Consider the following 25862-nt stretch of genomic DNA (forward strand, 5'->3'; position numbering starts at 1 on the left):
AGCCGGCCGGCTCCACCGACCAGGCTGGATGCTCCGCCCCGTTCTGCCCGAAGGGACTCCGTCATGCGTCTGCTCCGGGACATGTGGGCCACCTCGCCCCGCCGAATGACGATCGTGATCTGCCTGATCGTGCTCGGTGCCGGCGGTCAGGCCGCCGCCGCCGCGCTGGCCGGCCCCGTGCTGGTGCACCGCGCCGCCGGGTTCTTCGCGCTGCTCGCGGTGGCGTTGGTCGCCGCAGTCCTGACCGACCTCGCGGTGAGCCTGCTGATGGCCGGGCTGACCGCCGACTGGTCCGCCGACGTGCGGCGCCGGCTGTGTCGGGTCGCGCTCGGGCAGGACCTGCCCACCCTGGAGACCACCCCGGTCGGCGAGCTGCTCGACCGCATCGACGGCGACGTCTACCAGGTCGCCGCAGCGGTGCGCAACCAGGGCGTACGGATCGCGCAGGGCCTCGCCGCGGGCGTGCTGTCGACCGCCGTCGCCCTCGCGGTCTGGTGGCCGGCCGGCGTCGGGATGCTGGTGCTGACCGTGCTGCTGGCGGCCGGCCTGCGCAAGCCCACGGCGCGGATCGGTCCGGCCCGGATGGCCGAGGAGGAGGCCTGGTCGGACCTCGCCGCGGTGATGGAGGAGGCCATCCACGGCCAGGACGACGTGCGCACCAGCCTGGCCCGGCCGTACGTGCTGCGCCTCTACGCCCGCCGGGCCGCCGAGGTGCTCGCCCGGGGCGTGCGGGTGTGGCGGATGTCGGCCCAGGTCACCACCGTGGCCGCGGGCGTCATCCGGGCCGGGATCGCGGCCGTGGTGCTCGGCGGCGCGTGGGCGCTGGTCACCGGCCGCATCGACGGCGCCCGCCTCACCGCGATCTGGCTGCTCGTCGTCGGATTCGGCATGACCGTCGAGCACGTCAGCCGGATGGTGCCCGAACTCCAGTACGCCCTCGGCGCGTGGGGACGGGTGCAGCTGCTGGCGAACTCCCCCCAGGAACCCGAGGGCGGGGCCGCCCCGGCCGAGGGGGACCTGGTGGTGCGGGGCCTCACCTTCCGCTACGCGGGGGCCGACGACGGGCGCGGGCCCGCGCTGCGCGACGTCGACCTGACCTTCACGCGGGGCCGCTCGTACGCCCTGGTCGGCCGGACCGGCTCCGGCAAGTCGACACTGGCCAAGGTGCTCACCCGGGCCGTCGACGTGCCGCCCGGGACGGTCTTCCTGGCTGGCGACGACGTGTGCGGCCTCGACGTCGAGGCGCTGCGCCGGTGGATCGCCGTGGTGCCCCAGCGCACCGAGATCCTCGCCGGCACCCTCGCCGAGAACGTCGCGCTGTTCGATCCGAACCTGCTCGACGCCGCCGCCCGGGCACTGCGCGAGCTGGGGCTGGACGGCTGGATCGCCGAGCTGCCCGCCGGCCTGGACACCCGGCTGGGCGACGGCGGGCACGTGCTCTCGGCGGGCCAGGAGCAGCTGGTCGCCTTCGCCCGGATCCTGGTGCGCGACCCGCACGTGGTGATCCTCGACGAGGCCACCGCCCGCCTCGACCCGGTGACCGAGGCGCGGGTGCAGCAGGCCACCGAGCGGTTGCTGCGCGACCGGATCGGCATCGTCATCGCGCACCGCCTCTCCTCCGTGCGCCGCTGCGACGAGGTGGTGGTGATGGCCGACGGCGCGGTCGTCGAGGCCGGGCCGCTGCACTCCTCGGAACGCTTCGCCGAGCTGCTCGCCACCAGCCACGCCACCGCGTACGCCCACGCGGCGCCGGGTCGCTCCGGCGGGGTGGACCTGCTGACCGGCCCGTCGGACCCGTGGCCGCCCGCCGACCCGGACGAGGTCCGTCCGCCGGCCGCGCCCCCGGCCGTGCCGCCGCTCGTCCCGCCGGTCGGGCTCCTGGCCGGCGCGTCCCCGGACGGGTCGTCCGCCGCGACGCCGACGGAGCCGTCGGCCGCACCGCCGATCGGTTCGGCCGGCGCTGGTACGGGCACGTCCGAGGAGGCCGGCGAGCCGGCCCTGCGTGGGCTACGGGGGCTGCGGGAGATCCTGCGGCTGTGCGTCAACGACGCGCGGTACGGACTCGCCTCGCTCTCGCTGTTCCTGCTGCTCGTGCTCATCGGGCTGGAAGGGCCGGTGCTGCCCTGGCTCTGGGCCGACCTGGTCGACGGCACCGGCGACCCGTGGAAGCCGGCGCTGGGGATCGTCCTCGGCCTGCTGGTCACCCTGCCGGTGCCGTACCTCACCGGCCTGCGGTTCCCGCAGTGGTGGGTCCGGCAGATGCTGCGGATCAGCCTGCGCCTGGTGCACGGCCAGACCGGGCCCCGCCGGGTCAGCGGGCACACCCCGGCCGAGGTGGTGGCGCAGGGCGGTGACACCGAGCGGGTGGTGCAGCTCGCCGACAACCTGATGGACCAGGGGATCTCGCTCCTGCTCCTGGTCACCATGACCGCCGTCACCGGGAGCGTGGTGCCGGGGCTCTTCTTCGCGGGCACGATGCTGGTCTCCGGGCTGGCCGCGACGCTGTTCGGCCCCAAGCTGGAACGTTCCGCCCGGGCCACCGTCGCGGCCCGGGCCGCGTTCGCCACCGCGCTGGTCTCCTCGCTGTCGGCCGCCCGTACGGTCAAACTCGCCGGAGCCACCCGCCCGGTGCTGGCCCACCTGGCCGACCTCGACGTGGTCCGCAGCGACCGGCAACGCCGGGAGATCTCGGTGCAGGTCTGGTCCCGGTCGACCCCGTCGCTGGTCAGCGGCCTGTTGCCGATCGGCGCGTGGGCGCTGTTCCTGGCCGGGCAGCTGTCGGCCGGCGCCACGCTGGTGGCGGTTGCCACCCTGGCCGCCGCCCGCTGGTTCGCCTGGACGACGGCGTCGCTGATCTCGCAGATCCCGTCGGCGCGGGTGTGGACCCGGCGGACGGTGGCGATGACCGGCGTGGAGGCGTACTCGGCGGCGGTGCCGGAGGTGGACCTGGGCGCGGGGACCGCCCCGGCGCCCGTCGTGCCGCCCCGGCACCCGCTGCGTCGGCTGGAGCTGACCGGCTTCGGCGTCCGGCACACCGACGGGACGGTGGCCGTACGCGACGTCGACCTGACGGTGGAACGCGGCCAGTTGGTGCTGGTCGTCGGCCCGGTCGGCTCGGGCAAGTCGTCGCTGCTGCGGGCGCTGGCCGGCATCGCGCCGCACACCGGCCGGCTGACCTGGAACGGCGACCGGGTCACCGAGCCGGAACTGTTCCTGCGACCCCACCAGGTGGGCTACGTCGGCCAGCTGCCCCGGGTGCTCTCCGGCACGGTCGCGGACAACATCACCCTCGGCCACCGGGTGGACGCCGCGGCGGCGGTGTCGACCGCCCAGCTCGACCACGACCTGGCCGCGGCCGGGGGTGGGCTCGGGCTGCTGATCGGGCACAAGGGCACCCGGCTCTCGGGCGGGCAGTTGCAGCGCCTCGCGCTGGCCCGGGCGCTCGCCCCGCGTACCGAGCTGCTGGTGGCCGACGACGTGTCCTCGGCGCTGGACGTCACCACCGAGCTGGCGTTGTGGCAGGCGCTACGCGAGCACGGCGTGACCGTGGTGGGCTCGACCTCGAAGCGCGCCGCCCTGGTCCGGGCCGACCACGTCGTGGTCCTCCGCTCGGGCACGGTCGCCGCCCAGGGCCCCTGGCGCGACCTGGAACCCCACTGGTCCCACCTGGCCGGCTGACCCACCACCCACCCACCCCCACCCCGCCCGGCCCCGCCCGCCCCCGCCCCACCCCGCCCCGGCCACGTCGATCATGAGGTTGGCGGCACGGATAGAGATCGACATCGCCGCCAACCTCATGATCGACCTGGCGAAGTGGTGGGGGTCAGGTGGCGCGGGCGTACTGGTCGGGCCAGGTGGGGGTGGCGCCGAGCTTGGCGGCGGCCCGGTGCGGCCAGTACGGGTCCCGCAGGAGTTCCCGCCCGAGCAGGACCAGGTCGGCGTCGCCGGACGCGACGATCTCCTCGGCCTGCTCCGGCTCGACGATCAGGCCGACGGCGCCGGTGGCCACCCCCGACTCCCGGCGCACCCGGGCGGCCAGCGGCACCTGGTAGCCCGGGCCGACCGGGATGGTCGCGCTGGCCGACGCGCCGCCCGAGGAGCAGTCGACCAGGTCCACCCCGGCGGCGGCCAGCTCGCCGGCGAGCACCACGCTGTCCTCGGCCGTCCAGCCCGCCGGCTCCCAGTCGGTGGCCGAGATGCGGGTCAGCACGGGCACGTCCTCGCCGACCGCCGCGCGCACCGCCCGCGCCACCTCCAGGGTGAGCCGCATCCGGCCGGAGCGGTCGCCGCCCCAGCCGTCGTCGCGGTGGTTGGTCAGCGGCGAGAGGAACTCGTGCAGCAGGTAGCCGTGCGCGGCGTGGATCTCCACGGCCGCGAACCCGGCGTCGACCGCCCGGCCGGCCGCCGCCGCGAACGCCTCGACGACACCGGCGATGCCCGCCTCGTCCAGCGCGGTCGGCACCCGGTAGTCGGGCACGAACGGCGCGGACCCCGGGCCGACCGGCGTCCAGCCGCCCTCGGCGTCGGGCACCCCGCCCCGCCGCGGCGCCCACGGCCGGTACGTTGACGCCTTGAACCCGGCGTGCGCGAGCTGCACGACCGGCACCGCGCCGTGCGCGGCGACGAACGCGGTCACCGGCCGCCAGGCGTCGACGTGCGCCCCGGACCAGAGCCCGGTGTCCTGCGGGCTGATCCGCCCCTCGGGCAGTACGGCGGTGGCCTCGGTCATCACCAGGCCCGAGCCGCCGACCGCCCGGGCGCCCAGGTGCACCAGGTGCCAGTCGGTGGGCAGGCCGTCCGGGCCGGCGGTGTACTGGCACATCGGCGCCAGGGCGATCCGGTTGGGCAGGGTCACGCTGCGCAGGGTGAGCGGGGTGAACAGGACACTCATGCGGTCATCCTCTCGGACGCGGGAGGACCCCGGGGCGGGGCCCTCCCGACTCGTCGGGGTCGCGCCGGACACGGGCGCGACGGGCGGCTCGGCCGCGAGGCGGCGGCTCGGCTGCGGGCGGGCGGCGCAGGCCCGCCGCAGCGTCGCGGCACGGCAGGCCCGCCGCAGCGCCGGCCCGGCCCGCCGTGAGCGCTTCGGGTGGGGCCAGGCTCGCCTCGGGCGCCCGGGCCGGGCAGGGCTCGTCGCGGGCGCCCGGAGCGGTCCAGGCCCGCCCCGGGCGCCCGCGAGCGTTCCGGGCGGCTCAGGCCGGTACGGGGCTCAGCTCCTCCGGGCGACGCGGGCCGTCGGCGTCGGCGTCCGCCGGGGCGAGCGGCGAGCGCCGGCCCGCCGAGTCGTACGCGGCCCGGTCCAGGGTGCCCTCGCGGGCGGCGACGATGGTCGGCACCAGCGCCTGGCCGGCGACGTTGGTGGCGGTGCGGATCATGTCCAGGATCGGGTCGATCGCCAGCAGCAGACCGGCGCCGGCCAGCGGCAGGCCCAGCGTGCTCAGCGTCAGGGTGAGCATCACGATCGCGCCGGTCAGGCCGGCGGTGGCCGCCGAACCGACCACCGAGACGAAGGCGATCAGCAGGTAGTCGGTGATCCCGAGGTCCATCCCGAAGACCTGGGCGACGAAGATCGCGGCCAGCGCCGGGTAGACCGCCGCGCAGCCGTCCATCTTCGTGGTGGCGCCGAACGGCACCGCGAAGGAGGCGTACTCGCGGGGGACGCCGAGGCGCTCGACCGAGCGCTGGGTCACCGGCATCGTGCCCACCGAGGAGCGGGAGACGAAGGCCAGCTCGATGGCGGGCCAGGCGCCGGCGAAGAAGCGCAGCGGGTTGAGCCGGCCGGCGCCCACCAGCAGCAGCGGGTAGACCACGAACAGCACGATCGCGCAGCCGACGTAGACGGCGGTGGTGAACTTGGCGAGCGGGGCCACCAGGTCCCAGCCGTACGAGGCGACGGCGTTGCCGATCAGGCCGAGGGTGCCGATCGGGGCGAGCCGGATGACCCACCACAGCGCCTTCTGGACGATCTCCAGCAGCGCGCGGTTGATCGCCACGAACGGCTCCGCGGGCTCGCCGACCAGCAGCGCCGCCGCGCCGACGACGAGGGCCAGGAAGACGATCTGGAGCACGTTGCCGTCGACGAAGGCGCCGACCGGGTTGGTCGGCACGATGCCGGTGAGGAAGTCGGTCCACGAGCCGGTCCTCGTGGGCGCGGTGGCGCCGGCGGTGTCGAGGTTGACGCCGCGGCCCGGGTCGGTCAGCACACCGAGCCCGATGCCGACGCCCACCGCGATCAGCGCGGTGACGCCGAACCAGAGCAGGGTCTTCAGGGCCAGCCGGGCGGCGTTGGCCACCCCGCGCAGGCTGACCACGCTGACCACGATGGCGGTGAAGACCAGCGGCGGGACGGCCAGCTTGAGCAGCTGGACGAAGAGGCCGCCGACGGTGTCGAGGGTGCTGGTGAGCCAGCTGAGGTCGTTGGCGCGGGCGAGGAAGCCGAGCGCCACGCCGAGGACGAGGCCGAGCAAGATCTGCACGGAGAAGGGAATCTTGCGCAGGGCGGAAGCCATCAGGGTGTGTCCCAGGGTCTGGAGGTCGGTACGGGCAGCGTCAGGAGAGCGGCTGCGCCGGACAGACGCCGCTGGCCTGCAGTCGGAGGTCGACATACAGGCGCACGGTCAGGTGCCAGACGTTGGTCATCGCCGCCGAGGATAACGCCGGCCGTCGATGCTGCGGAAGGAGTCCCCGCGGTGACGCTCCTTACAGCAGGTGCACGAAGGGACCGTTTGCCCATCCAGGGCGGCACACGTGCCCCCGCTCACCGGCGGAGGGCGACGGCGGTCGCGGAGGCCGTACCCCACAGTACGGCCACCAGCAGCAGCAGCCGCTCCAGGACCGCGATCAGGCCGCCGCGCCCCACGAAGACCAGGGCCACGGCCGTCGCGCCCGCCAGCGGCAGGGACACCGCCACGGCCGCCGCGGCCAGCCGGCGCAGCGCCGACGGCGCCGCCCGGGTGAGCGTGACCGCCAGCATCGCGAGGACCACCGCCGCCACCGCGAGGATGCTCGCCGCGCCGTGCACCAGGTCCGCCCCGGTCGCCCGCTCGAACGGCGGCAGCGGGCAGCCGGCGCTGCACGTCACCGCCCCGGAGACCAGCGCGAAGACGCTCCCTGCCGCGAGCAGCCCGGCCGCGGCCCGCAGCACCGGGGGCAGCGCCGTCGCGAGCAGCAGCAACCCGACCGCCAGGGCGAAGACCCCGATCCGGTACGCCGGGGCGTACGCGCTGTCGGTGACGCCCGCCTCGCTGACGTACCCCGTCAGGCCGGGCCCGGGACCGGCGACCACGGCGACGGTCACCGCGAGCGCGCCCCCGACGACGCAGGCGGCGGAGGCCGACGCGGCGGCGGCCCGGTGCGGTGCGGTACGCGGGCCGGCCCGGCGCGGCTCAGCCACGCCCGTGCGGCGTGGTCCAGCCGGAGGTGTCGGGGCCCAGCGGGACGATCCCCGTCGGGTTGATCGCCGCGTGGGTGCCGTAGTAGTGCCGCTTGATGTGGTCGAAGTCGACCGTCTCGCCGAAGCCCGGGGTCTGGAACAGGTCCCGCGCGTACGCCCACAGCACCGGCAGCTCGGTGAGCTTCTGCCGGTTGCACTTGAAGTGACCGTGGTACGCCACGTCGAAGCGGACCAGGGTGGTGAACAGCCGCACGTCGGCCTCGGTGATCGCGTCGCCCATCAGGTAGCGCCGACCCGCCAGCCGCTCCGACAGCGCGTCGAGCCGCGCGAACAGCGCCGTGTACGCCTCGTCGTACGCGGCCTGCGAGGTGGCGAAGCCGCACCGGTAGACCCCGTTGTTGACGTCCCGGTGGATCTCCGCCATCAGGGCGTCCAGCTCCGGCCGCAGCGCCTCCGGGTAGAGGTCCGGCGCCCCGGGCCGGTGCAGCGCCCGCCACTGCGTCGAGAAGTCGAGCGTGAGCTGTGGATAGTCGTTCGTGACCACCCGGCCGGTGCGCGTGTCGACCAGCGCCGGCACGGTGACCCGCCCGGTGTAGTCGGGATCGGTGGCCAGGTACGCCTCGGAGAGGAAGCCGATGCCGAGCACCGGGTCGAAGCCGTCGGGATCCAGGGCGAACCGCCAGCCGCGTTCGTCGCGGATCGGGTCGACCGTGCCGAGGGAGATCGCATCCTCCAGGCCGAGCAGGCCGCGCACGATCCGGGCCCGGTGCGCCCACGGGCAGGCCCGGCACCAGATCAGCCGGTAGCGGCCCGGCTCCAGCGGCCACCGGCCCTGCGCGTCCGGCCCGCCACCGGGCGGCGAGTCGGAGTCCGGGGTGACCCGACCGGTGAACCGGTTGGGCTGGCGGACGAACTCGCCGCCGCCACTGGTCTCTGCGCTGAACTGGGCCCGGGCCATGCCGCCAACCTATCCGCTGCGCGCGCGGATATCCTGGCGGCCGGGCGTCCCCGCGACCCGGAACCGCCCGACCCCGCCCCTTCCCACCCCCCGAAGGATCGCGCTGATGACCGTGGCATACCTGGTGGCCGGAGTCCGCACCCCGATCGGCCGGTACGCCGGCGCCCTCGCCGGCGTCCGCCCCGACGACCTGGCCGCGCACGTGATCCGCGAGTTGGTCGCCCGACACCCGTCGGTGGACTGGGCGCGGGTGGACGACGTGATCCTGGGCTGCGCCAACCAGGCCGGCGAGGACAACCGCAACGTGGCCCGGATGGCGGCGCTGCTCGGCGGGCTGCCCGAGGAGGTGCCCGGCAGCACGGTCAACCGGCTCTGCGGCTCCGGCCTGGACGCCCTCGCCACCGCGGCCCGCTCCGTCGTCGCCGGCGAGGCCGACCTCGTGGTGGCCGGCGGGGTGGAGAGCATGAGCCGCGCCCCGTTCGTGATGCCGAAGGCGACCACCCCGTTCTCCCGCACCGCCGAGGTCTACGACACCACCATCGGCTGGCGGCTGGTCAACCCGCTGATGAAGAAGCAGTGGGGCATCGACTCCATGCCGGAGACGGCGGAGAACGTCGCCGTCGAGTACGGCGTCGGCCGCGCCGAGCAGGACGAGTTCGCGTACCGGTCGCAGCAGCGGGCCGCGAAGGCGCAGGCCGACGGCCGGTTCGCCGAGGAGATCGTGCCGGTGACCGTGCCGGCGGGGCGGCGCGAGACCAAGCTCGTCGAGGTCGACGAGCACCCCCGGGAGACCTCGCTGGAGAAGCTCGCCGCGCTGCCCACCCCGTTCCGCGAGGGCGGCACGGTGACCGCCGGCAACTCGTCGGGCGTCAACGACGGCGCGGTGGCGCTGCTGGTTGCCTCGGAGGCGGCCGTGGCCCGCTACGACCTCGCCCCGCTGGCCCGGGTCGCCGGCGCCGCCGCGGCCGGCGTACCCCCGCGGGTGATGGGCGTCGGGCCGGTGCCGGCCACCCGGAAGCTGCTCGACCGCCTCGGCCTCGGCCTCGACGCGGTCGACGTCATCGAGCTGAACGAGGCGTTCGCCGCGCAGTCCGTCGCGGTGCTGCGCGAGCTGGGCCTGCCGACCGACGCCGAGCACGTCAACCCGAACGGCGGGGCGATCGCGCTCGGGCACCCGCTCGGCGCCAGCGGCGCCCGGCTGGCGCTGACTGCCGCGCTGGAGCTGCGCCGCCGGGGCGGACGCCGGGCGCTGGCCACCATGTGCGTCGGCGTGGGGCAGGGCATCTCGCTGCTGCTGGAGTCCGCCTGACCCGTGACCGCGGCTCCACGGCGGAGCCGGTCGGTCCCGCTCCGGCCGTAGCCGGCCTTGTCCGCGACGCGGTAGGACGCGGGGCCCAGGCGTGTAGCCCGACCAGCGGGACCGGCGCGCGCGGGAGGTCCGTTCGCCGGCCCGCCCGGTCCCCCTGCGTGGCCGGACCGTGACAGGCCGGTCCCGGTGCGGTGACCGGACCGTGACGGACATCCGACGGGCCGACGAAGTGGGTCATGGGACCTCCCGGACCCGGGAGTTCCCGGCCTAGAGTGGTGAGCACCACACGACCCGCGGGTCGGCCGGTGCCTCGCGTGCCCCACGCACCCCGGCACCGGCCCCCTCCCGCACCGCGGCGACGACCACGAGGTGCAGCAGTGCAGATGCCGGACGGACTTCCCGCCGAGATCGACCTCACCCGGCCGAGCGCGGCCCGGGTGTACGACTACTTCCTCGGCGGGGCGCACAACTTCGAGATCGACCGGCAGTTGGCCGAGCAGATCGCCGGCATGACCCCGAACCTGGCGGCGACCATGCGCGCCGGCCGGGAGTTCCTGCGTCGCGCCGTACGCACGCTGCTCGACGCCGGCATCGACCAGTTCCTCGACATCGGCTCCGGCATCCCCACCGTGGGCAACGTGCACGAGGTCGCCCAGGCCGCCAACCCGAAGGCCCGGGTGGTCTACGTCGACATCGACCCGGTCGCGGTGGCGCACAGCCGGGAGCTGCTCGCCGGGGACGACCTGACCGGGGTGATCCACGGCGACCTGCGCGAGCCGGAGCGGATCCTGGCCGGGGCCCGTGACCTCGGGCTGCTCGACTTCAACCGGCCGCTGGGCATCCTGCTCGCGGGGGTGGTGCACTTCGTCGGAGACGCCGACCGCCCCGGCGACGTCCTGGCCACCCTCCGGGCCGCCGCGGCCCCGGGCAGCCACCTGGTCATCTCGCACTCCACGTTCGAGGACCAGCCGCAGGAGATGCTCGACGCGCAGCGCCTCTCCGCGCGTACGGACACCGAGATCACGCTGCGCTCCCGGGCCGAGGTGACGAGCTTCTTCGGCGACTGGACGCTCCTGGAGCCGGGCGTGGTGCACATGCCGCTGTGGCGCCCCGACTCGCCCTCCGACGTCGACGAGCACCCGGAGCGGTTCGGCGCCTTCGGCGGCGTCGCCCGGTACGACCAGCCCACCGCCTGAGCCGATGGCCGCCGTACCGGAGCCCGGCGGCGACGACCTCAGCCGGTCGGGCGCCCAGCGGTACGCGGCCGAGTGGGCCCGGGCGGTGCGCCGGCTCGGTTTCGTGCCGCTCAGCGCGGCCGAGACCGAGCGTCTGCTGCACCTGCACACTGTCCGGCTGGCCCAGGCACTGCTCGCCGAGCCCTTCTCGCCCCTGCCGGCCGAGGAGGTGGGGCGCGCGCTGGTCGAGGAGCACCTGACCGAGCCCCGGGTGCTCGACTGGTCGGTGCGGGCCCTCGGCGACCGGTTCCCCGCCCGGGTGGTGCCGGGCCGGGCCCACCGGGACGACACGACGCAACGGGTCGCGGCGTTGCAGGGCGGGCTCGCCGCCGGCTTCGCCCGCGCCCTGCGCGACCGTACCTTCGCCCAGCAGGAGCGGATCGCCCGCTCGGCCTGGCAGGCCCGCGACGACGTGGAGCAGGCCCTGCGGGACAGCGAGGCCCGGTTCCGGGCGGTCTTCGTGGGAGCGGCCACGGGCATCGGCATCGCCGGCGTCGACGGCCAGATCATCGACGTCAACCAGGCGTTCGCGGACATGCTCGGCTACTCCATCGAGGAGCTGCGGCAGACCAACGTGGCGGCGCTGTTCCACCCCGACGACGCGGCCGGGATGTGGGAGCTCTACCAGGAGTTGATCGAGGGCAAGCAGGACAGGGCCCGGGTGGAGAAGCGCTACTACCGCAAGGACGGCAGCGTGGTCTGGACGGACCTGTCCGTCTCGCTGATCCGCCACGACGACGGCCGGCCACGGTTCACCGTCGCGATGATCGAGGACATCACCGAGCGGCACGAACTCCAGCAGCGGCTGCGCTTCCAGGCGCTGCACGACCCGCTCACCGGCCTGCCCAACCGGACCCTGTTCTTCGAGACGCTGGGCCGGGTCTTCGACGTCGCCGACGCGGCCCGACGGGTCGGGGTCTGCTTCCTCGACCTGGACGGCTTCAAGGCGATCAACGACAGCCTCGGCCACGACCTCGGCGACCGGCTGCTCGTGGTGATCGCCGAGCGGCTGGCCGACTGCGTCGCGGGCCGCGGCCACCTCGTCGCCCGGATGGGTGGGGACGAGTTCGTCATCCTGGTCGACGACGGCGCCGGCATCGACGACGCGGTACGCGTCGCCGAGGTGGCCCTGGCGGCGGTCTCCGCCCCGGTCCGCATCGGCGAGCAGCAGCTCGCGGTGTCGGCGAGCGTCGGAATCGTCGAGTGCCCGGTCGGCGGGACGAGCGCCTCGGAACTGATGAAGGCCGCGGACACCACGCTCTACTGGGCGAAGGCGGAGGGTCGGGGCCGGTGGGCGGTGTACGACCCGGAGCGCGGCGCCCGGGACATCGCCCGTTCCGCCCTGGCCGCCGGGCTGCCGGCGGCGCTGGACCGGGGCGAGTTCGTCGTGCACTACCAGCCGATCGTGTCCCTGCTGGAGGGCTCGATGCTGGCGGTGGAGGCGCTGGTCCGGTGGCAGCACCCGGAGCTGGGGCTGATCGGGCCGGACCGGTTCATCGGGCTCGCCGAGGAGACCGGCCTGATCGTCCGGCTCGGTGAGTGGGTGCTGCGCCAGGCATGCCGGGACGCCGAGGCGTGGCGACGCGAGTTCCCCCGGGCCCAGCTGGTGGTCAGCGTCAACCTGGCCGCCCGGCAGGCCGACGACCCGGGGATCGTGGACACGGTCGCCGACGCGCTGGCGTCCACCGGGCTGCCGGCGGATCTGCTGCAACTGGAGCTGACCGAGAGCGCGGTGATGGGCACCGCCGGGGAGCCGCTGCGGTCGCTGCACCGGCTGGCCGCCCTCGGCGTACGGATGGCGATCGACGACTTCGGCACCGGCTACTCCAATCTGGCGTACCTGCGCCGGTTGCCGATCCACTGCCTGAAGCTGGCCGGGCCGTTCGTCGAGGGCATCCGGGGTGAGGATGCCGAGGCGGTGCCCGACCACCGGGACGAACGGATCGTGGACGCGCTGGTCCGGCTGGCGCACGCGCTGGAGTTGTGGGTCACCGCCGAGGCGGTGGAGACCGGGGTGCAGGCCGAGCGGCTGCGCGCGCTGCGCTGCGACACCGGGCAGGGACGGTTCTTCGGGCCGCCCGCCCCGGCGGCGGAGATCACCGCCCGGCTGCGCGGCGACGAGCGGGGAGCGACGGCATGAGCCTGACGGACAGCGAGGCGGCGGTCGCCGTACTCGCCGGGTTGGCGATCCTCGCCGGGCTCGCCGGGGTGGTGGTGCCCGGCCTGCCGGCGCTGCCGCTGTGCTGGGGCGGGGTGCTGGTCTGGGCGATCTTCGGCGGCGCCGGGCCCGGCCGCTGGGCGGTGCTCGCCGCCGCGACCGTGGTCGCCGCCGGCGGCACCGTCGTCAAGTACGCCTGGCCGGGGCGGAACCTGAAACGCACCGGGGTGCCCACCTCGTCGCTGCTCGCCGGTGGCCTGCTGGGGCTGGTCGGCTTCTTCGTGATCCCGGTGATCGGGCTGCTGCTCGGCTTCGTCGGCGGGGTGTGGGCGGCCGAACGGCTGCGGCTGGGCGACTCCCGGCTGGCCTGGCCGGCGACGAAGCAGGCGGTCGCGGCGGCCGGCCTGTCCATGCTGGTCGAGTTCCTCGCCGGTCTGCTCGTCGCCGCGCTCTGGGTCGCCGGCCTGCTGCTCACCTGAGACGGCGCTGCCGGGCTGGGGCGGTGCGCTCGGGGCAGCGCGGGCCGGGGCGGCGCGGGCCGGGGCGGCGTGGCGTCGGGGCGGTGCGGGGCGCGGTGGTGCCGGTCGGTGCGGTGGGAGCGGCGGCGCAGGGCGTGCGTCGGGTACGGCAGCGCCGTACAGGTGAGAGAGAGGTGACGTGCCCCGCGCCGCCGCGTGCCGGGCGGTCCGAGCGCCCGGCGGTGGCCCGTCGCGATCGGGCCTGGTCACGGGCTCAAGCATGCGGCGCACGCGCAGGCACGGCAACGCAATTTGCCCGCTCGCCCGCTCGCCCGCTCGCTCGCCCGCTCGCCCGCCCGCTCGCCCGCCCGCTCGCCCGCCCGCTCGCCCGCCTGCTCGCCCGCCCGCCGGGTCGCCGGGCGGGCCGGTCGCGGGGCTGTGGCACCCGCCGACCGTCTGTCGAGCTGCCCCGTCGGGTGGGGCGCTCGGCTCGGCCCCGTGCGCGCTCCCCGCCGTGCCTGCTCGGTCCGGATCGGCCCGGTGTGCGGTTCCCGCCTCGGTCCGGTCCGGCTCGCACGGGTGGGCGCCGGTCTCACGGACGGGGCAGCTCGACAGGGCCTGTCCGCGACACCCGGCGCCCGGGGGCGGTTGCCGGGATGCCGGGCAGGGCATTGACGGTCAACCGGTTAGCCAGTAGACCTTGGTGATGGAGGCCCGCCGATGAGGAAAGCTCCGCTCACGTTGGAACAGTTGCGGGTCGCCGTCGCCGAGGGCGAGATCGACACCGTGGTGCTGGCCCTGGTCGACATGCAGGGCCGGTTGCAGGGCAAGCGGTTCCACGCGCCCTACTTCCTCGACGAGGTGGTCGCGCACGGCAGCGAGGGCTGCAACTACCTGCTGGCCGTCGACGTCGACATGAACACGGTCGACGGGTACGCGATGTCGAGCTGGGAACGCGGCTACGGCGACTTCGCCATGGTGCCGGACCTCGACACGCTGCGCCGGGTGCCCTGGCAGCCGGGCAGCGCGCTGCTCCTGGCCGACCTGGCCTGGCTGGACGGGGCCCCGGTGGTGGCCTCGCCCCGGCAGATCCTGCGCCGGCAGCTCGACCGGCTGGCCGCGCACGGGCTGACCGCGTACGCCGGCACCGAACTGGAGTTCGTGCTGTTCCGCGACTCGTACGAGGACGCCTGGCGGCGCGGTTACCGGGACCTGACCCCGGCCAACCAGTACAACGTGGACTACTCCCTGCTCGGCACCGCCCGGGTGGAGCCGCTGCTGCGCCGCATCCGGCGGGAGATGGCCGGCGCGGGGCTCACCCCGGAGAGCGCGAAGGGGGAGTGCAACCTCGGTCAGCACGAGATCGCCTTCCGCTACGACGAGGCGGTGGCCTGCGCCGACCACCACGTGATCTACAAGAACGGGGCGAAGGAGATCGCCGCCCAGGAGGGCGTGTCGATCACGTTCATGGCCAAGCCGAACGCGCGGGAGGGCAACTCCTGCCACATCCACTTCTCGCTGCGCGACGCCGACGGCCGCTCGGCGATGCTCGGCGACGGGCCGGCACACCTGTCGACGACCGGGCAGCGGGTGCTGGCCGGCCTGCTGGCCACGATGCGCGAGTTCAGCCTCCTGTTCGCCCCGAACATCAACTCGTACAAGCGCTACCAGCCCGGGTCGTTCGCACCCACCGCGCTGCGCTGGGGCACGGACAACCGCACCTGCGCGCTGCGGCTGGTCGGGCACGGGCAGGGCATGCGGGTGGAGAACCGGGTGCCGGGGGCGGACGTGAATCCGTACCTGGCGATCGCGGCACTCGTCGCGGGCGCGGTGCACGGCATCGAGCGGGAGCTGGAACTGGGCGAGGAGTGCACGGGCAACGCGTACGACGATCCGGCCGCCGAACGGGTCCCCGGCACGCTCCGCGACGCCCTGGCCCTCTGGGAGGGCTCGACGGTGGCCGCAGAGGCGTTCGGCGACGAGGTGACGGCCCACTACGCCAACCAGGCACGGATCGAGCTGACGGCCTTCGACGCCGCCGTGACGGACTGGGAACTGATCCGTGGCTTCGAACGCCTCTGACCCCCCGTCGATCATGGAGTTGTGGTGGGCGTTCGGCGGCGATCCGTGGCTTTCGTGAGACACCACGACTGCATGATCGACGCCGCGGGCGCCGCGGGGCGGCAGGGAGAGGGGAGGGGTGGGCTTGAGTGAGGTGGTGGATCCGGCTACCGGGGAGGTCGTGGGGTTCGTGCCCGCCACGTCGACCGGGGAGGTCGATGCGGCGATAGCGCGGGCGGACGCGGCCTTCCGGCGCTGGCGGGGGGTGGCGCCGGGGGAGCGGGCGCGGGTGCTGCGGCGGTTCGCGGCGGTGGTCGACGCACACCTGGAGGAGCTGGCGCGGCTGGAGGTGCGCAACTCCGGGCACACCATCGGCAACGCGCGGTGGGAGGCGGGCAACGTCCGCGACGTCCTCGACTACTACGCGGGCGCACCGGAGCGGCTGACCGGGCGGCAGATCCCGGTGCCGGGCGGCCTCGACGTGACGTTCCACGAGCCGCTCGGTGTGGTCGGGGTGATCGTGCCGTGGAACTTCCCGATGCCCATCGCCGCCTGGGGGTTCGCGCCGGCGCTCGCCGCCGGCAACACCGTGGTGCTCAAGCCCGCCGAGCTGACCCCGCTGACCGCGCTGCGCCTGGCCGAGCTGGCGCGCGAGGCGGGTGTGCCCGACGACGTGTTCACCGTGCTGCCGGGCGCCGGGTCCGTGGTGGGGGAGCGCTTCGTCACCCACCCCGCCGTCCGCAAGGTCTGCTTCACCGGCTCCACGGAGGTGGGCACCCGGATCATGGCCGGCTGCGCCGCGCAGGTGAAGCGGCTGACCCTGGAGCTGGGCGGCAAGAGCGCCAACCTCGTCTTCGCCGACGCCGACCTGGAGCGGGCGGCGGCCACCGCCCCGTACGCCGTCTTCGACAACGCCGGCCAGGACTGCTGCGCCCGGTCGCGGATCCTGGTGCAGCGGCCGGCGTACGACCGGTTCCTGGAGCTGCTCGAACCGGCGGTGCGCGCGCTGCGGGTGGAGGACCCGGCCCGGGAGACCGCCGAGATGGGCCCGCTGATCTCCGCCGCCCAGCGGGACCGGGTGGCCGGGTACGTCGACGGGTCGAACGTGGCCTTCACCGGCTCCCGCCCCGACGGCCCCGGCTTCTGGTACGCCCCGACGGTGCTGCTCGCCGACTCGCCCGCGGACCGGCACTGGCGCGAGGAGATCTTCGGCCCGGTCGTCTCGGTGCTGCCGTTCGACGACGAGGCCGACGCGATCCGGCTGGCCAACGACACCGAGTACGGCCTGTCCGGCTCGGTCTGGACGCGGGACGTGGGCCGGGCGGTGCGGGTGGCGCGGGCGGTGGAGGCGGGCAACCTCAGCGTCAACTCGCACTCCTCGGTGCGGTACTGGACGCCGTTCGGCGGGATGAAGCGCTCCGGGCTGGGCCGCGAGCTGGGCCCGGACGCGCTGCACGCCTTCACGGACGTCAAGAACGTGTTCATCGCGACGGAGGAGTGATCAGGTGCGGGGTCGTCTTGAGGGCCGGGTGGCCGTGGTCACCGGAGCGGGCAGCGGGATCGGGCTGGCCACCGTGCGGCGGTTCGCCGCCGAGGGGGCCCGGGTGGTCTGCGTGGACGTCGACCAGGAGGCGGGCGGGCGGGCCGCCGAGGAGGTCGGCGGCGAGTTCGTCGCCACGGACGTCGCCGACGAGGCGGCCGTACGGGACCTCTTCGACGGGGTGGCCGAGCGGCACGGGCGCATCGACGTGGCGTTCAACAACGCCGGCATCTCCCCGCCGGAGGACGACTCCATCCTGACCACCGGGCTGGACGCCTGGGAGCGCGTGCTGCGGGTCAACACCACGAGCGTCTACCTCTGCTGCAAGCACGTCATCCCGCACATGCGCCGGCAGGGCCGGGGTTCGATCATCAACACCGCGTCGTTCGTGGCCCTGATGGGGGCGGCCACCTCGCAGATCGCGTACACGGCGAGCAAGGGCGGGGTGCTGGCGATGACCCGGGAGCTGGGCGTGCAGTTCGCCCGGGAGGGCATCCGGGTCAACGCGCTCTGCCCCGGCCCGGTCGCCACCCCGTTGCTGCTGGAACTCTTCGCCGCCGACCCGGAGCGGGCCGCCCGCCGGCTGGTGCACGTGCCGATGGGGCGGTTCGGCAAGCCGGAGGAGATCGCCGCGGCGGTGGCATTCCTGGCCAGCGACGACTCGTCCTTCATGACCGCCGCGCAGTTCGTCGTGGACGGCGGCATCACCGGCGCGTACGTCACCCCGCTGTGAGCCGGCCACTGATCGGGGTCACCGCGTACGTCGAGCCGGTCGGCTGGGGGGTGTGGCGGGACGTGCCGGCGGTGCTGGTGCCCGAGGCGTACGTCCGGGCGGTCACCGCTGCCGGGGGTCGGGCGGTGGTGCTGCCCCCCGACGACCGTGACGCGGACGTGCTGGGGGTGCTCGACGGGCTGGTCCTGGCCGGCGGCGCGGACGTCGACCCGGCCCGGTACGGACAGCCTCCGGCGCCCCGCACCGAGAGTCGTCCGGAGCGCGACGCGGGCGAGTTGGCCCTGCTCACCGCCGCCCTCGACACGGACCTGCCGGTGCTCGGGGTCTGCCGGGGGATGCAGCTGCTCGCCGTGGCGGCCGGCGGGTCGCTGCACCAGCACCTGCCGGACCTGGTGGGGCACGACCTGCACCGCCCCGCCCCCGGCGTGTACGGCGGGCACGGCGTGCGGTTCGCCCCGGGCAGCCTGGCCGCGACGGTGATGGCCGGGGTGGGGCGGGTCAACTCCTACCACCACCAGGCGGTGGCCGACCCGGGCCGGCTGACGGCGACGGGCTGGTCCGACGACGGGGTGGTCGAGGCGGTCGAGGATCCGCACCGGCCCTTCCTGCTCGGCGTGCAGTGGCACCCGGAGAACGAGCCCGACCCGCGACCGGTCGCCGCACTGGTCCGGGCGGCCCGGGAAGGCCGGGCCGCCCCGGCGCGTCGGTGACACCCCTCCCCTGCCCCGCTCCGGCGGGCGGGGAGGTGTCGCAGATCACAGTCGCCCGGCGGGTGGCGCCTGACCGGGCGCCGCGTCGTCCCGTGCACGGGACTGAAATGCCGCGCTGGTCCGGATTCGGGTGACCGGCCGTCCCGTGTGGATCCCGCCTCGCGACGCCACTGCCGGGGAGCGGCGGCCGGGTGTGGCGGACATGAACAGCGCACGGCGGGCGGTATGCGTTACGTTGCTCGTCCGTCGGGGTACCAAGCGGGGCACGGCCGGTCGGATCACCGGGCCGAGGCGGTGATGGCCGGAGCGGGAGGAACTATGAGCTCGGCCCAGGGGGGCATGGACGAGGGTTGCCCGTCCGAGGGAGGGCAGAGCGTCGAGTTCCCCCCGATGCTGGCTGCCGCCTTCGCCGGCGGCGGCGAGATGGGCGAGCTGATGGGCCGCCTCGACTGGTCCGCCCATCCGCTCGGCACCCCCGACCGCTGGCCGGCGACGCTCTGCTCGGCGATCGGCCTGATGCTCGCCTCCAGCTCGCAGATTGTCATGTTCTGGGGCGAGGACGAACTCGCCTTCTACAACGACGCCTACCGCCCCACGATCGGTGACAAGCACCCGGACGTGCTGGGCCGACCGGCCCGCGAGCACTGGGCGGAGACCTGGAGCGTGCTCGGGCCGCTGCTGGAGGGCGTCCGGCGGGACAGCCGGTCGTACCACGCGCAGGACCACCCCTTCCCGCTCGACAGGCGCGGTTTCCTGGAGGAGACGTACTTCGACGTCTCCTACGACCCGATCCTGGGCGCCGACGGCGCCGTCGACGGTGTCTTCTGCATCGTCAACGAGACCACCGGCCGGGTGGTCGGGGAGCGCCGGCTGCGGCTGCTGGCCGAGCTGGGCACCGAGCTGGCCGAGGTGGACAGCAGGTCCGAGCTGGGTCGGACCGCCGCGGCGGTGCTCGACCGGCACCGGTCGGACGTGCCGTTCTCGCTGGTGTACCTGCGCGACGAGGCCGGTGACCTGGCCCTGACCGGGTGCGGCGGCGTCGGCCCCCGGGCGGTCCCCACGCCTCCGTCGGCGCGGCTCGCCGAGGTCACGGCCGCCGGCACCGCCGCCACCGTCGCCGTGACGGACCTGCTCACCGAGGCGCCGGCCGACGCGACCGGCGAGGCGCTGGTGCTGCCGGTCACCGCCGGGAACGAGACCGTGGGCACGCTGGCCGTCGGCGTCGCCCGCCGGCTGCCGCTCACCGACGAGTACCGCGACTTCTTCGACCTGGTCGCCGCGCAGATCTCCCGGGCCGTCGGGCGGCAGCAGGCGTACGAGCAGGAACGCACCCGCGCCGCCGAGCTGGCCGCCCTGGACCGGGCCAAGACCAACTTCTTCGCCAACGTCAGCCACGAGTTCCGCACCCCGCTGACCCTGGTGCTCGGCCCGCTGGAGGACCTGCTGGCCGACCCGGCGCTGCCCGAGGCGTACACCGACCGGCTCGTCACCATGCACCGCAACGCGCTGCGGCTGCTCAAGCTGGTCAACACGGTGCTCGACTTCTCCCGGCTGGAGTCCGGACGGCTGGCCGCCCGCTACCAGCCCACCGACCTCGCCGACTACACCGCCCGACTGGCCAGCACGTTCCGGTCGGCCACCCAGCGGACCGGGCTGCGCCTGGTCGTGGACTGCCCGCCGCTGCCGGCGCCGGTCTTCGTGGACCGGGACATGTGGGAGAAGGTCGTCCTCAACCTGGTCTCGAACGCGGTGAAGTTCACCTTCGACGGCGAGATCCGGGTGCGGATCCGGGCGGTCGACGGGGTCGCCCGGCTGGAGGTCACCGACACCGGCGTCGGCATCGTGCCGGAGGAGCTGCCGCAGATCTTCGAGCGCTTCCACCGGGTCCCCGGGGCGCGTTCGCGCAGCCACGAGGGGACCGGGATCGGCCTGGCGCTGGTCCGCGAGCTGGTCGAGATGCACGGCGGCGAGGTGGCCGTGCGCAGCCGCGTCGACGAGGGCAGCACGTTCACGGTGACCGTCCCGTTCGGCGCCGGGCACCTGCCGGCCGAGCGGGTCGTCGACGCCGGCCCCCCGGCGCAGGTCGAGCTGGCGCAGGCCGACCTCTACGTCGCGGAGGCGGCGCTCTGGACCGGCGCCGCCGGGCCGGCCGACGGTGCCGGCTCGACGCGGGGGAGCGGCGCCGCCGGCCGGATCCTGGTCGCCGACGACAACGCCGACCTGCGCGAGCACGTCACCCGGCTGCTCGCCCCGTCCTGGGAGGTGGTCGCGGTCACCGATGGCGTGGAGGCGCTGCGGCACGCCGTCGACGGCTCGTTCGACCTGGTGCTGACCGACGTGATGATGCCCCGGCTCGACGGGTTCGGGCTGGTCGCCGCGTTGCGCGCGGATCCGCGTACCCGGCACGTGCCGATCGTGCTGCTCTCCGCCCGGGCCGGCTCCGCCGAGGAGGTCGCCGGGCTCGCGGTCGGCGCCGACGACTACCTCACGAAGCCCTTCTCCGGCCAGGAGCTGACCGCCCGGGTACGGGCCAACGTCGAGCTGGGCCAGCTCCGCGGGCAGATCATCCGTGGGCTGCGGGCCCTGGCCGACGCGGCGGTCGCGGTCAACACCGCCCGCTCCACGGCCGAGGTGCTCCAGGTCGCCGCGCGGCACGCCCTGAGCCTCGCCGAGGCCGCCCGGGTGGTGGTCTCGGCCACCGGGATGCGCTTCGAGGCCGACGGCGGCGGGCTGGCCTCGATCGAGCCGTCCTTCGTGCTGCCGCTGACCGGCACCACCGGCGAACGGCTCGGCGAGCTGCGGGTCTGGCGCCCGGACGGTGACGGGACCCACACCGACGAGGCCGCGCTCACCCAGCTCGCCCGGCTGGTCGGCGTGCGGTTGGAGAACGCCCAGCTCTACGAGGCCGAGCACCGCATCGCCACCACGCTCCAGCACAGCCTGCTGCCCCGGTCGCTGCCGCAGCTGCCGGGCGCCCTGGTGGCCAGCCGCTACCTGCCGGGCAGCGCCGACGTGGAGGTCGGCGGGGACTGGTACGACGTCGTCGCGCTCGGCGACGACGAGCTGGTGCTGGCGATCGGCGATGTCGTCGGCAAGGGTGTGCGGGCGGCCGCCGCGATGGGCCAGCTCCGCAACGCGCTGCGGGCGTACGTCCTGGAGGGCTTCGATCCCGGCGAGTCGCTGACCCGGCTCAACCGGCTCGTCGGCACCAACGAGGGGCGCTCCTTCGCGACGGTGTTCTGCCTGTGGTTCAGCCCCCGTACCGGCCGGACGCGGTACGCCAGCGCCGGTCACCCGTCCCCCCTGCTGATCCGAGGAGACGACGTGGCGTTCCTGCACGACCGGGCGCTCGGACCGCCGATCGGGGCGATGCCCGACACCGCCTACCGGACGGTCGAGGGGGAGCTGGCCGCCGGGAGCCGGCTGCTGCTCTACACCGACGGGCTGATCGAGGACCGGCAGCTCGGCATCGACGCCGCGCTGGCCACGCTGCGGCAGGACGCGGCCACCCCCGGCGAGCACGTGACCGACCTGATCGACGCCGTGGTGGAGCGGGTCGCCGGGCGGCCGTTGCGCGACGACGTCGCGGTGCTCGCCCTGGAGGCGGCGGAACTCAACCGGTTCGCGCTGCGGCTGCCGGCCGATCCCACCCGGCTCAGCGTGCTGCGCAAGCGGCTGGAGGACTTCCTCGTCGCGCACGAGGTCAGCGAGACGGACCTGTTCGACCTGACGGTCGCCGTCTCCGAGGCCGCCGCCAACGCCATCGAGCACCCGGTCGAGCCGGTCGAGCCGACGATCAGCGTCGAGGTGACCATCTCCGACCGCACGGTGGTCGCCACGGTGCGCGACAGCGGCCGGTGGCGGGAGTCGACCGGGTCGGGCTTCCGGGGGCGGGGGCTGGCGCTGATCGAGGCGCTCGGGGAGCTGGCGGTGAACCGTACCGCCGAGGGGACCGAGGTGACGCTGCGCCGGCGACTGGCGGACTGAGCGCGCGGCCGGGCGGTGCTCCGGCGGCGCCACCCGCGGTGCGGCGGCGGGCCCGGGGCGGGAGGGCTCAGGCCGGGCGGAGCCAGGCCTGGTCGCCCAGGCCGGAGATGTCCAGCACCCGGTGGACCTGCCGCGACGGGAGCACGGTGAGCGCGCCGGGAAGGTGCTGGGCCAGCCGGACCACGGCGTGGATCGCCGCCGAGTCGAAGAAGGTGACCGCCCGGAGATCGAGCGTCACCCGCTCGGCCGACTCCCGCAGCGCGGTCTGGAACATGACGTCGGCGGTGGCCATGTCGACCTCGCCCGTGACCAGGACGCGGAGGTGGTCGCCGTCGACCTCCGCCTGGGCGGAGAAGACGGGAGACGTGTCACCCCCTTGATCCACGGAGCCACAATTGCACAGCGGACCGGGCACGGCAACAACCGCTCCGGGCGGGCGGTGGCGGGGGTCACCACTCCGCGCGGCGATAAACTCGCGTCATGACCGTCCGTGCGCCGCTGACCCCCGGCACGCTCACCCCGTTGCGGCCCGTGCCCGCCCACATCGTCCGCCCGGAGTACGTGGGCAAGAAGCGTCCCCAGGAGTGGCGCGGTTCGCACGTGCAGACGCCGGAGACCATTGAGAAGATGCGGGTCGCCGGTCGGCTCGCGGCGCAGGCCACCCAGCTCGCCGGCGAGCACTGCAAGCCCGGCGTGACCACCGACGAGATCGACCGGGTCGTGCACGAGTTCCTCTGCGACCACGGCGCGTACCCGTCGACGCTGGGCTACCGGGGCTTCCCGAAGTCGTGCTGCACCAGCCTCAACGAGGTGATCTGCCACGGCATCCCCGACTCCACCGTGCTCGCCGACGGCGACATCATCAACGTCGACGTGACCGCGTACCTCGACGGGGTGCACGGCGACACGGACGCCACCTTCTGCGTGGGCGAGGTCAGCGAGGAGGCCCGGCTGCTGGTGGAGCGGACCCACGAGGCGATGATGCGCGGCATCCGCGCCGTCGCCCCGGGCCGCCAGATCAACGTGATCGGTCGGGTCATCGAGTCGTACGCGAAACGCTTCGGCTACGGCGTCGTCCGCGACTTCACCGGCCACGGGATCGGCGAGGCGTTCCACAGCGGACTCTACGTGCCGCACTACGACAGCCCCCGCCCCACGGACGTGATGGAGCCGGGGATGACCTTCACCATCGAGCCGATGATCACCCTCGGCACCCACGAGTACGACATGTGGGACGACGGCTGGACCGTGGTGACGAAGGACCGCAGGTGGACGGCCCAGTTCGAGCACACCATCGTGGTGACCGAGGACGGGCACGAGATCCTCACGCTGCCGTGACGGACACCCCGGCGGCGCTGCGTGAGGCGCACCACGCGGACGTCTCCGGCGGCTGGCTGCGCCCCGCCGTCTTCGGTGCGATGGACGGGCTGGTCACCAACATCGCCCTGATCGCCGGGGTGGCGGGCGGCGGGGTCTCGCCCCGCAGCGTCGTGCTCACCGGCGTGGCCGGCCTGGTGGCCGGCGCCATCTCGATGGGATTGGGGGAGTACACCAGCGTCCGTTCGGCGAACGAACAGGTCGCCGCCGAGGTCGCCAAGGAGCGTCGCGAGCTGGAGCGGCACCCCGAGGCCGAGGCGCGCGAGCTGGCCGAGGCGTGGGTCGCCCGGGGACTGCCGCGCGACCTGGCCATGGAGGTCGCCCAGGCCGTCCGGCGCAACCCGCAGGAGGCGCTGCGGGTGCACGTACGGGAGGAGCTCGGCGTCGACCCCGACGAGCAGCCCAGCCCCTGGGCGGCCGCGATCTCGTCGTTCCTGTTCTTCTCGGTCGGGGCGCTGGTGCCGCTGCTGACGTACCTGTTCGGCGCGACGAGCCTGTGGCTGGCGCTCGCGGTCGGCGGGCTCGGGCTCTTCGTGGCCGGGGCGGTGGTGGCCCGGTTCACCGCCCGGTCCTGGTGGTCCGGCGGCCTGCGTCAGCTCCTGCTCGGCGCGGCGGCGGCCGGTGCCACGTACCTCGTGGGCACCCTCATCGGCGTGCAGGGCGGGCTCGGCTGAGCGCGGGGCCCGCTCAGCCGTCGAGCAGGTCGTCGACCGTGCCGTCGACGGGGCGGCCCCGGGCCGCCAGCTCGTCCGCCTGGCGGGCCAGGACGACGCCCACCTCGGTCATGTCCGCGCCCGCGAGTCCCGTCCGGCGCACCGCGTCGCCCGGGTCGCGGAAGTAGGTGCGGCTGAGCAGGCCGGCGACCGTGGCCGCCGCCAGCCGCGCCTCGCCGAGCATCAGCAGCGCCTGGTCGGTCTCGTACCACTCGGCCAGCCGGGCGGCCCGGGCGTGCGCCGCGCCGCCCCGGTACCAGGCCCGGCGGGCCGCCGTGCTGAACTCGGCCGGCCGGGACCGGGCCAGCCGGCCCAGGTGCTCGTCGCGCAGCGTGCGCAGCCAGCCGGTGGGGTCGTACAGCGCCCGGGTGCTGACGTAGCGGTCGGCGGTCAACGGCCAGAGCGGGGAGATCACCCGGGCCTGGCGCAGGTAGTCGTCCGCGCCGGCCACGGTCAGGTCGACCAGCACGCCGTCGACCCGCCGGGTCGCCGGGGACGGTCCGCCGCCGGGCCGGTACGTCACCACCAGCAGCCCGACCTCGCCGTCCCCGCCGCCGTCGTCGTCGCCGTGGGCTAGCGGCCCGTGCACCGCGACCGCCAGCACGTCGGCCGGGAACCGTCGGCGCACGGCGTCGGCGACCCGCTCGGCCACCGCCCACCGTGGATCGTCGGAGTGGGGTTCGCCGTCGGCGCCGGTCACCGCACCAGCCTATTCGCGCCCGGTCGGCCCGCCCGGCACGCCGCGCCCGGTGGGGACCAGCCGGAAGACGAGGATCTCCCGGCCGCCGGCCCGCTGGGCGTACGCCCGGTAGGCGGGCCACTCGGTGACCAGCAGCGCCCAGAGGCGGTCCCGTTCGGCGCCGGTGGCGACCTGGGCGCGCACCGGCACGCGGCGGCCCTTGACGGCCACCTCGGCGGCGGGATCGGCGCGCAGGTTCATCGCCCAGCCGGGCTGGTGGGTCTGGCCGAAGTTGGAGCCGACCACCACGTACGCGTCGCCGTCGGGCACGTAGAGCAGCGGATTGCTGCGCGGCTTGCCGGAGCGGCGGCCGGTGGTCGTGATGACCAGCGACGGGATGAGCCCGAGCGCGACCACCCGCCCCCGGGTGAGCCGCCCCACCATCCGGTCGGCGGGGACGAGCAGGCGGACGGCGGCGCCGAACCAGCGGTGGTGACCGACACGGCGGGTCAGGGCTCCCAGTACGGGCACGGCGACCAGTGTGCCCGCTC

General features: G+C 75.0%; 19 protein-coding genes. 12 read left to right on the forward strand and 7 right to left on the reverse strand.

Annotation, left to right across the window (positions count from 1 at the left end; genetic code table 11):
* The first annotated feature begins 63 nt into the window (after positions 1 to 63).
* Positions 64 to 3678 (forward strand): ABC transporter ATP-binding protein/permease, encoded by a 3615-nt coding sequence (locus AB0883_RS00980; RefSeq protein ID WP_366638412.1) that lies wholly within the window; start codon positions 64 to 66, stop codon positions 3676 to 3678.
* Positions 3679 to 3823: 145 nt separating this feature from the next.
* On the opposite strand, the gene AB0883_RS00985 is transcribed toward AB0883_RS00980, so the two are convergent.
* From AB0883_RS00985 to AB0883_RS01000, 4 genes are all read right to left on the reverse strand, one after another.
* Entirely contained in the window at positions 3824 to 4891 is a 1068-nt protein-coding gene (locus AB0883_RS00985; RefSeq protein WP_366638413.1) for an NADH:flavin oxidoreductase/NADH oxidase, read from the reverse strand.
* Between the two features lie 301 nt (positions 4892 to 5192).
* On the reverse strand, positions 5193 to 6497 hold the full coding sequence (locus AB0883_RS00990) for a dicarboxylate/amino acid:cation symporter (protein ID WP_366640203.1): 1305 nt from the start codon (positions 6495 to 6497) through the stop codon (positions 5193 to 5195).
* 260 nt (positions 6498 to 6757) lie between these two features.
* Positions 6758 to 7393, reverse strand: coding sequence for a DUF998 domain-containing protein (locus AB0883_RS00995; protein WP_366638415.1), 636 nt, complete (start codon positions 7391 to 7393; stop codon positions 6758 to 6760).
* Complete coding sequence (locus tag AB0883_RS01000; RefSeq protein WP_366638417.1) at positions 7386 to 8351, reverse strand: glutathione S-transferase C-terminal domain-containing protein; 966 nt, start codon at positions 8349 to 8351, stop codon at positions 7386 to 7388. Before AB0883_RS01000 ends, AB0883_RS00995 begins: the two co-directional genes overlap by 8 nt.
* A 106-nt stretch (positions 8352 to 8457) precedes the next feature.
* Here AB0883_RS01000 and pcaF point away from each other — a divergent pair, with 106 nt between their 5' ends.
* From pcaF to AB0883_RS01045, 9 genes are all read left to right on the forward strand, one after another.
* The gene (gene pcaF / locus AB0883_RS01005) at positions 8458 to 9660 is read left to right on the forward strand and encodes a 3-oxoadipyl-CoA thiolase (protein WP_366638419.1); all 1203 of its coding nucleotides are present in this window, start codon (positions 8458 to 8460) and stop codon (positions 9658 to 9660) included.
* A gap of 377 nt (positions 9661 to 10037) precedes the next feature.
* Positions 10038 to 10856, forward strand: coding sequence for an SAM-dependent methyltransferase (locus AB0883_RS01010; RefSeq protein WP_366638421.1), 819 nt, complete (start codon positions 10038 to 10040; stop codon positions 10854 to 10856).
* A gap of 4 nt (positions 10857 to 10860) precedes the next feature.
* Positions 10861 to 13035 (forward strand): EAL domain-containing protein, encoded by a 2175-nt coding sequence (locus AB0883_RS01015; RefSeq protein WP_366638423.1) that lies wholly within the window; start codon positions 10861 to 10863, stop codon positions 13033 to 13035.
* A complete protein-coding gene (locus AB0883_RS01020) occupies positions 13032 to 13532 on the forward strand; it encodes a DUF456 domain-containing protein (protein WP_366638425.1) in 501 nt (166 codons plus the stop codon). Before AB0883_RS01015 ends, AB0883_RS01020 begins: the two co-directional genes overlap by 4 nt.
* Before the next feature lie 699 nt (positions 13533 to 14231).
* Positions 14232 to 15593 (forward strand): glutamine synthetase family protein, encoded by a 1362-nt coding sequence (locus AB0883_RS01025; RefSeq protein WP_366638427.1) that lies wholly within the window; start codon positions 14232 to 14234, stop codon positions 15591 to 15593.
* A 118-nt stretch (positions 15594 to 15711) separates the two neighbouring features.
* Complete coding sequence (locus tag AB0883_RS01030; protein ID WP_366638429.1) at positions 15712 to 17073, forward strand: aldehyde dehydrogenase family protein; 1362 nt, start codon at positions 15712 to 15714, stop codon at positions 17071 to 17073.
* Between the two features lie 4 nt (positions 17074 to 17077).
* Positions 17078 to 17845: a 3-oxoacyl-ACP reductase gene (locus tag AB0883_RS01035; RefSeq protein WP_366638431.1), complete on the forward strand. Its 768-nt coding sequence runs from the start codon at positions 17078 to 17080 to the stop codon at positions 17843 to 17845.
* The gene (locus AB0883_RS01040; RefSeq protein WP_366638433.1) at positions 17842 to 18555 is read left to right on the forward strand and encodes a gamma-glutamyl-gamma-aminobutyrate hydrolase family protein; all 714 of its coding nucleotides are present in this window, start codon (positions 17842 to 17844) and stop codon (positions 18553 to 18555) included. The genes AB0883_RS01035 and AB0883_RS01040 overlap by 4 nt, the downstream gene beginning before the upstream one ends.
* 318 nt (positions 18556 to 18873) lie before the next feature.
* Entirely contained in the window at positions 18874 to 22542 is a 3669-nt protein-coding gene (locus AB0883_RS01045; protein ID WP_366638435.1) for a SpoIIE family protein phosphatase, read from the forward strand.
* Positions 22543 to 22609: 67 nt separating this feature from the next.
* Here AB0883_RS01045 and AB0883_RS01050 read toward each other — a convergent pair whose 3' ends face one another.
* Complete coding sequence (locus AB0883_RS01050; RefSeq protein WP_366638436.1) at positions 22610 to 22927, reverse strand: STAS domain-containing protein; 318 nt, start codon at positions 22925 to 22927, stop codon at positions 22610 to 22612.
* A gap of 95 nt (positions 22928 to 23022) precedes the next feature.
* On the opposite strand from AB0883_RS01050, the gene map reads away from it, so the two are divergent.
* Positions 23023 to 23880 carry a type I methionyl aminopeptidase gene (gene map / locus AB0883_RS01055; RefSeq protein WP_121396056.1) on the forward strand — a complete coding sequence of 286 codons (858 nt, stop codon included), beginning with the start codon at positions 23023 to 23025 and terminating at the stop codon, positions 23878 to 23880.
* On the forward strand, positions 23877 to 24593 hold the full coding sequence (locus tag AB0883_RS01060; RefSeq protein WP_366638438.1) for a VIT1/CCC1 transporter family protein: 717 nt from the start codon (positions 23877 to 23879) through the stop codon (positions 24591 to 24593). The genes map and AB0883_RS01060 overlap by 4 nt, the downstream gene beginning before the upstream one ends.
* A 13-nt stretch (positions 24594 to 24606) precedes the next feature.
* Here AB0883_RS01060 and AB0883_RS01065 read toward each other — a convergent pair whose 3' ends face one another.
* Positions 24607 to 25332 (reverse strand): nucleotidyltransferase domain-containing protein, encoded by a 726-nt coding sequence (locus tag AB0883_RS01065; RefSeq protein ID WP_366638440.1) that lies wholly within the window; start codon positions 25330 to 25332, stop codon positions 24607 to 24609.
* Between the two features lie 9 nt (positions 25333 to 25341).
* A complete protein-coding gene (locus AB0883_RS01070) occupies positions 25342 to 25842 on the reverse strand; it encodes a nitroreductase/quinone reductase family protein (protein ID WP_366638442.1) in 501 nt (166 codons plus the stop codon).
* Positions 25843 to 25862: the final 20 nt, after the last annotated feature.

This window comes from Micromonospora sp. NPDC047812 (assembly GCF_040704175.1).
In the GTDB taxonomy this organism is placed as follows: domain Bacteria; phylum Actinomycetota; class Actinomycetes; order Mycobacteriales; family Micromonosporaceae; genus Micromonospora.

Coding starts and splice junctions, on each gene's coding strand:
- AB0883_RS01020 (WP_366638425.1), top strand. CDS start 13,032: ATGAGCCTGACGGACAGCGAGGCGGCGGTCGCCGTACTCGCCGGGTTG.
- map (WP_121396056.1), top strand. CDS start 23,023: ATGACCGTCCGTGCGCCGCTGACCCCCGGCACGCTCACCCCGTTGCGG.
- AB0883_RS00985 (WP_366638413.1), bottom strand. CDS start 4,891: ATGAGTGTCCTGTTCACCCCGCTCACCCTGCGCAGCGTGACCCTGCCC.
- pcaF (WP_366638419.1), top strand. CDS start 8,458: ATGACCGTGGCATACCTGGTGGCCGGAGTCCGCACCCCGATCGGCCGG.
- AB0883_RS01000 (WP_366638417.1), bottom strand. CDS start 8,351: ATGGCCCGGGCCCAGTTCAGCGCAGAGACCAGTGGCGGCGGCGAGTTC.
- AB0883_RS00980 (WP_366638412.1), top strand. CDS start 64: ATGCGTCTGCTCCGGGACATGTGGGCCACCTCGCCCCGCCGAATGACG.
- AB0883_RS01045 (WP_366638435.1), top strand. CDS start 18,874: ATGAGCTCGGCCCAGGGGGGCATGGACGAGGGTTGCCCGTCCGAGGGA.
- AB0883_RS01025 (WP_366638427.1), top strand. CDS start 14,232: ATGAGGAAAGCTCCGCTCACGTTGGAACAGTTGCGGGTCGCCGTCGCC.
- AB0883_RS01015 (WP_366638423.1), top strand. CDS start 10,861: ATGGCCGCCGTACCGGAGCCCGGCGGCGACGACCTCAGCCGGTCGGGC.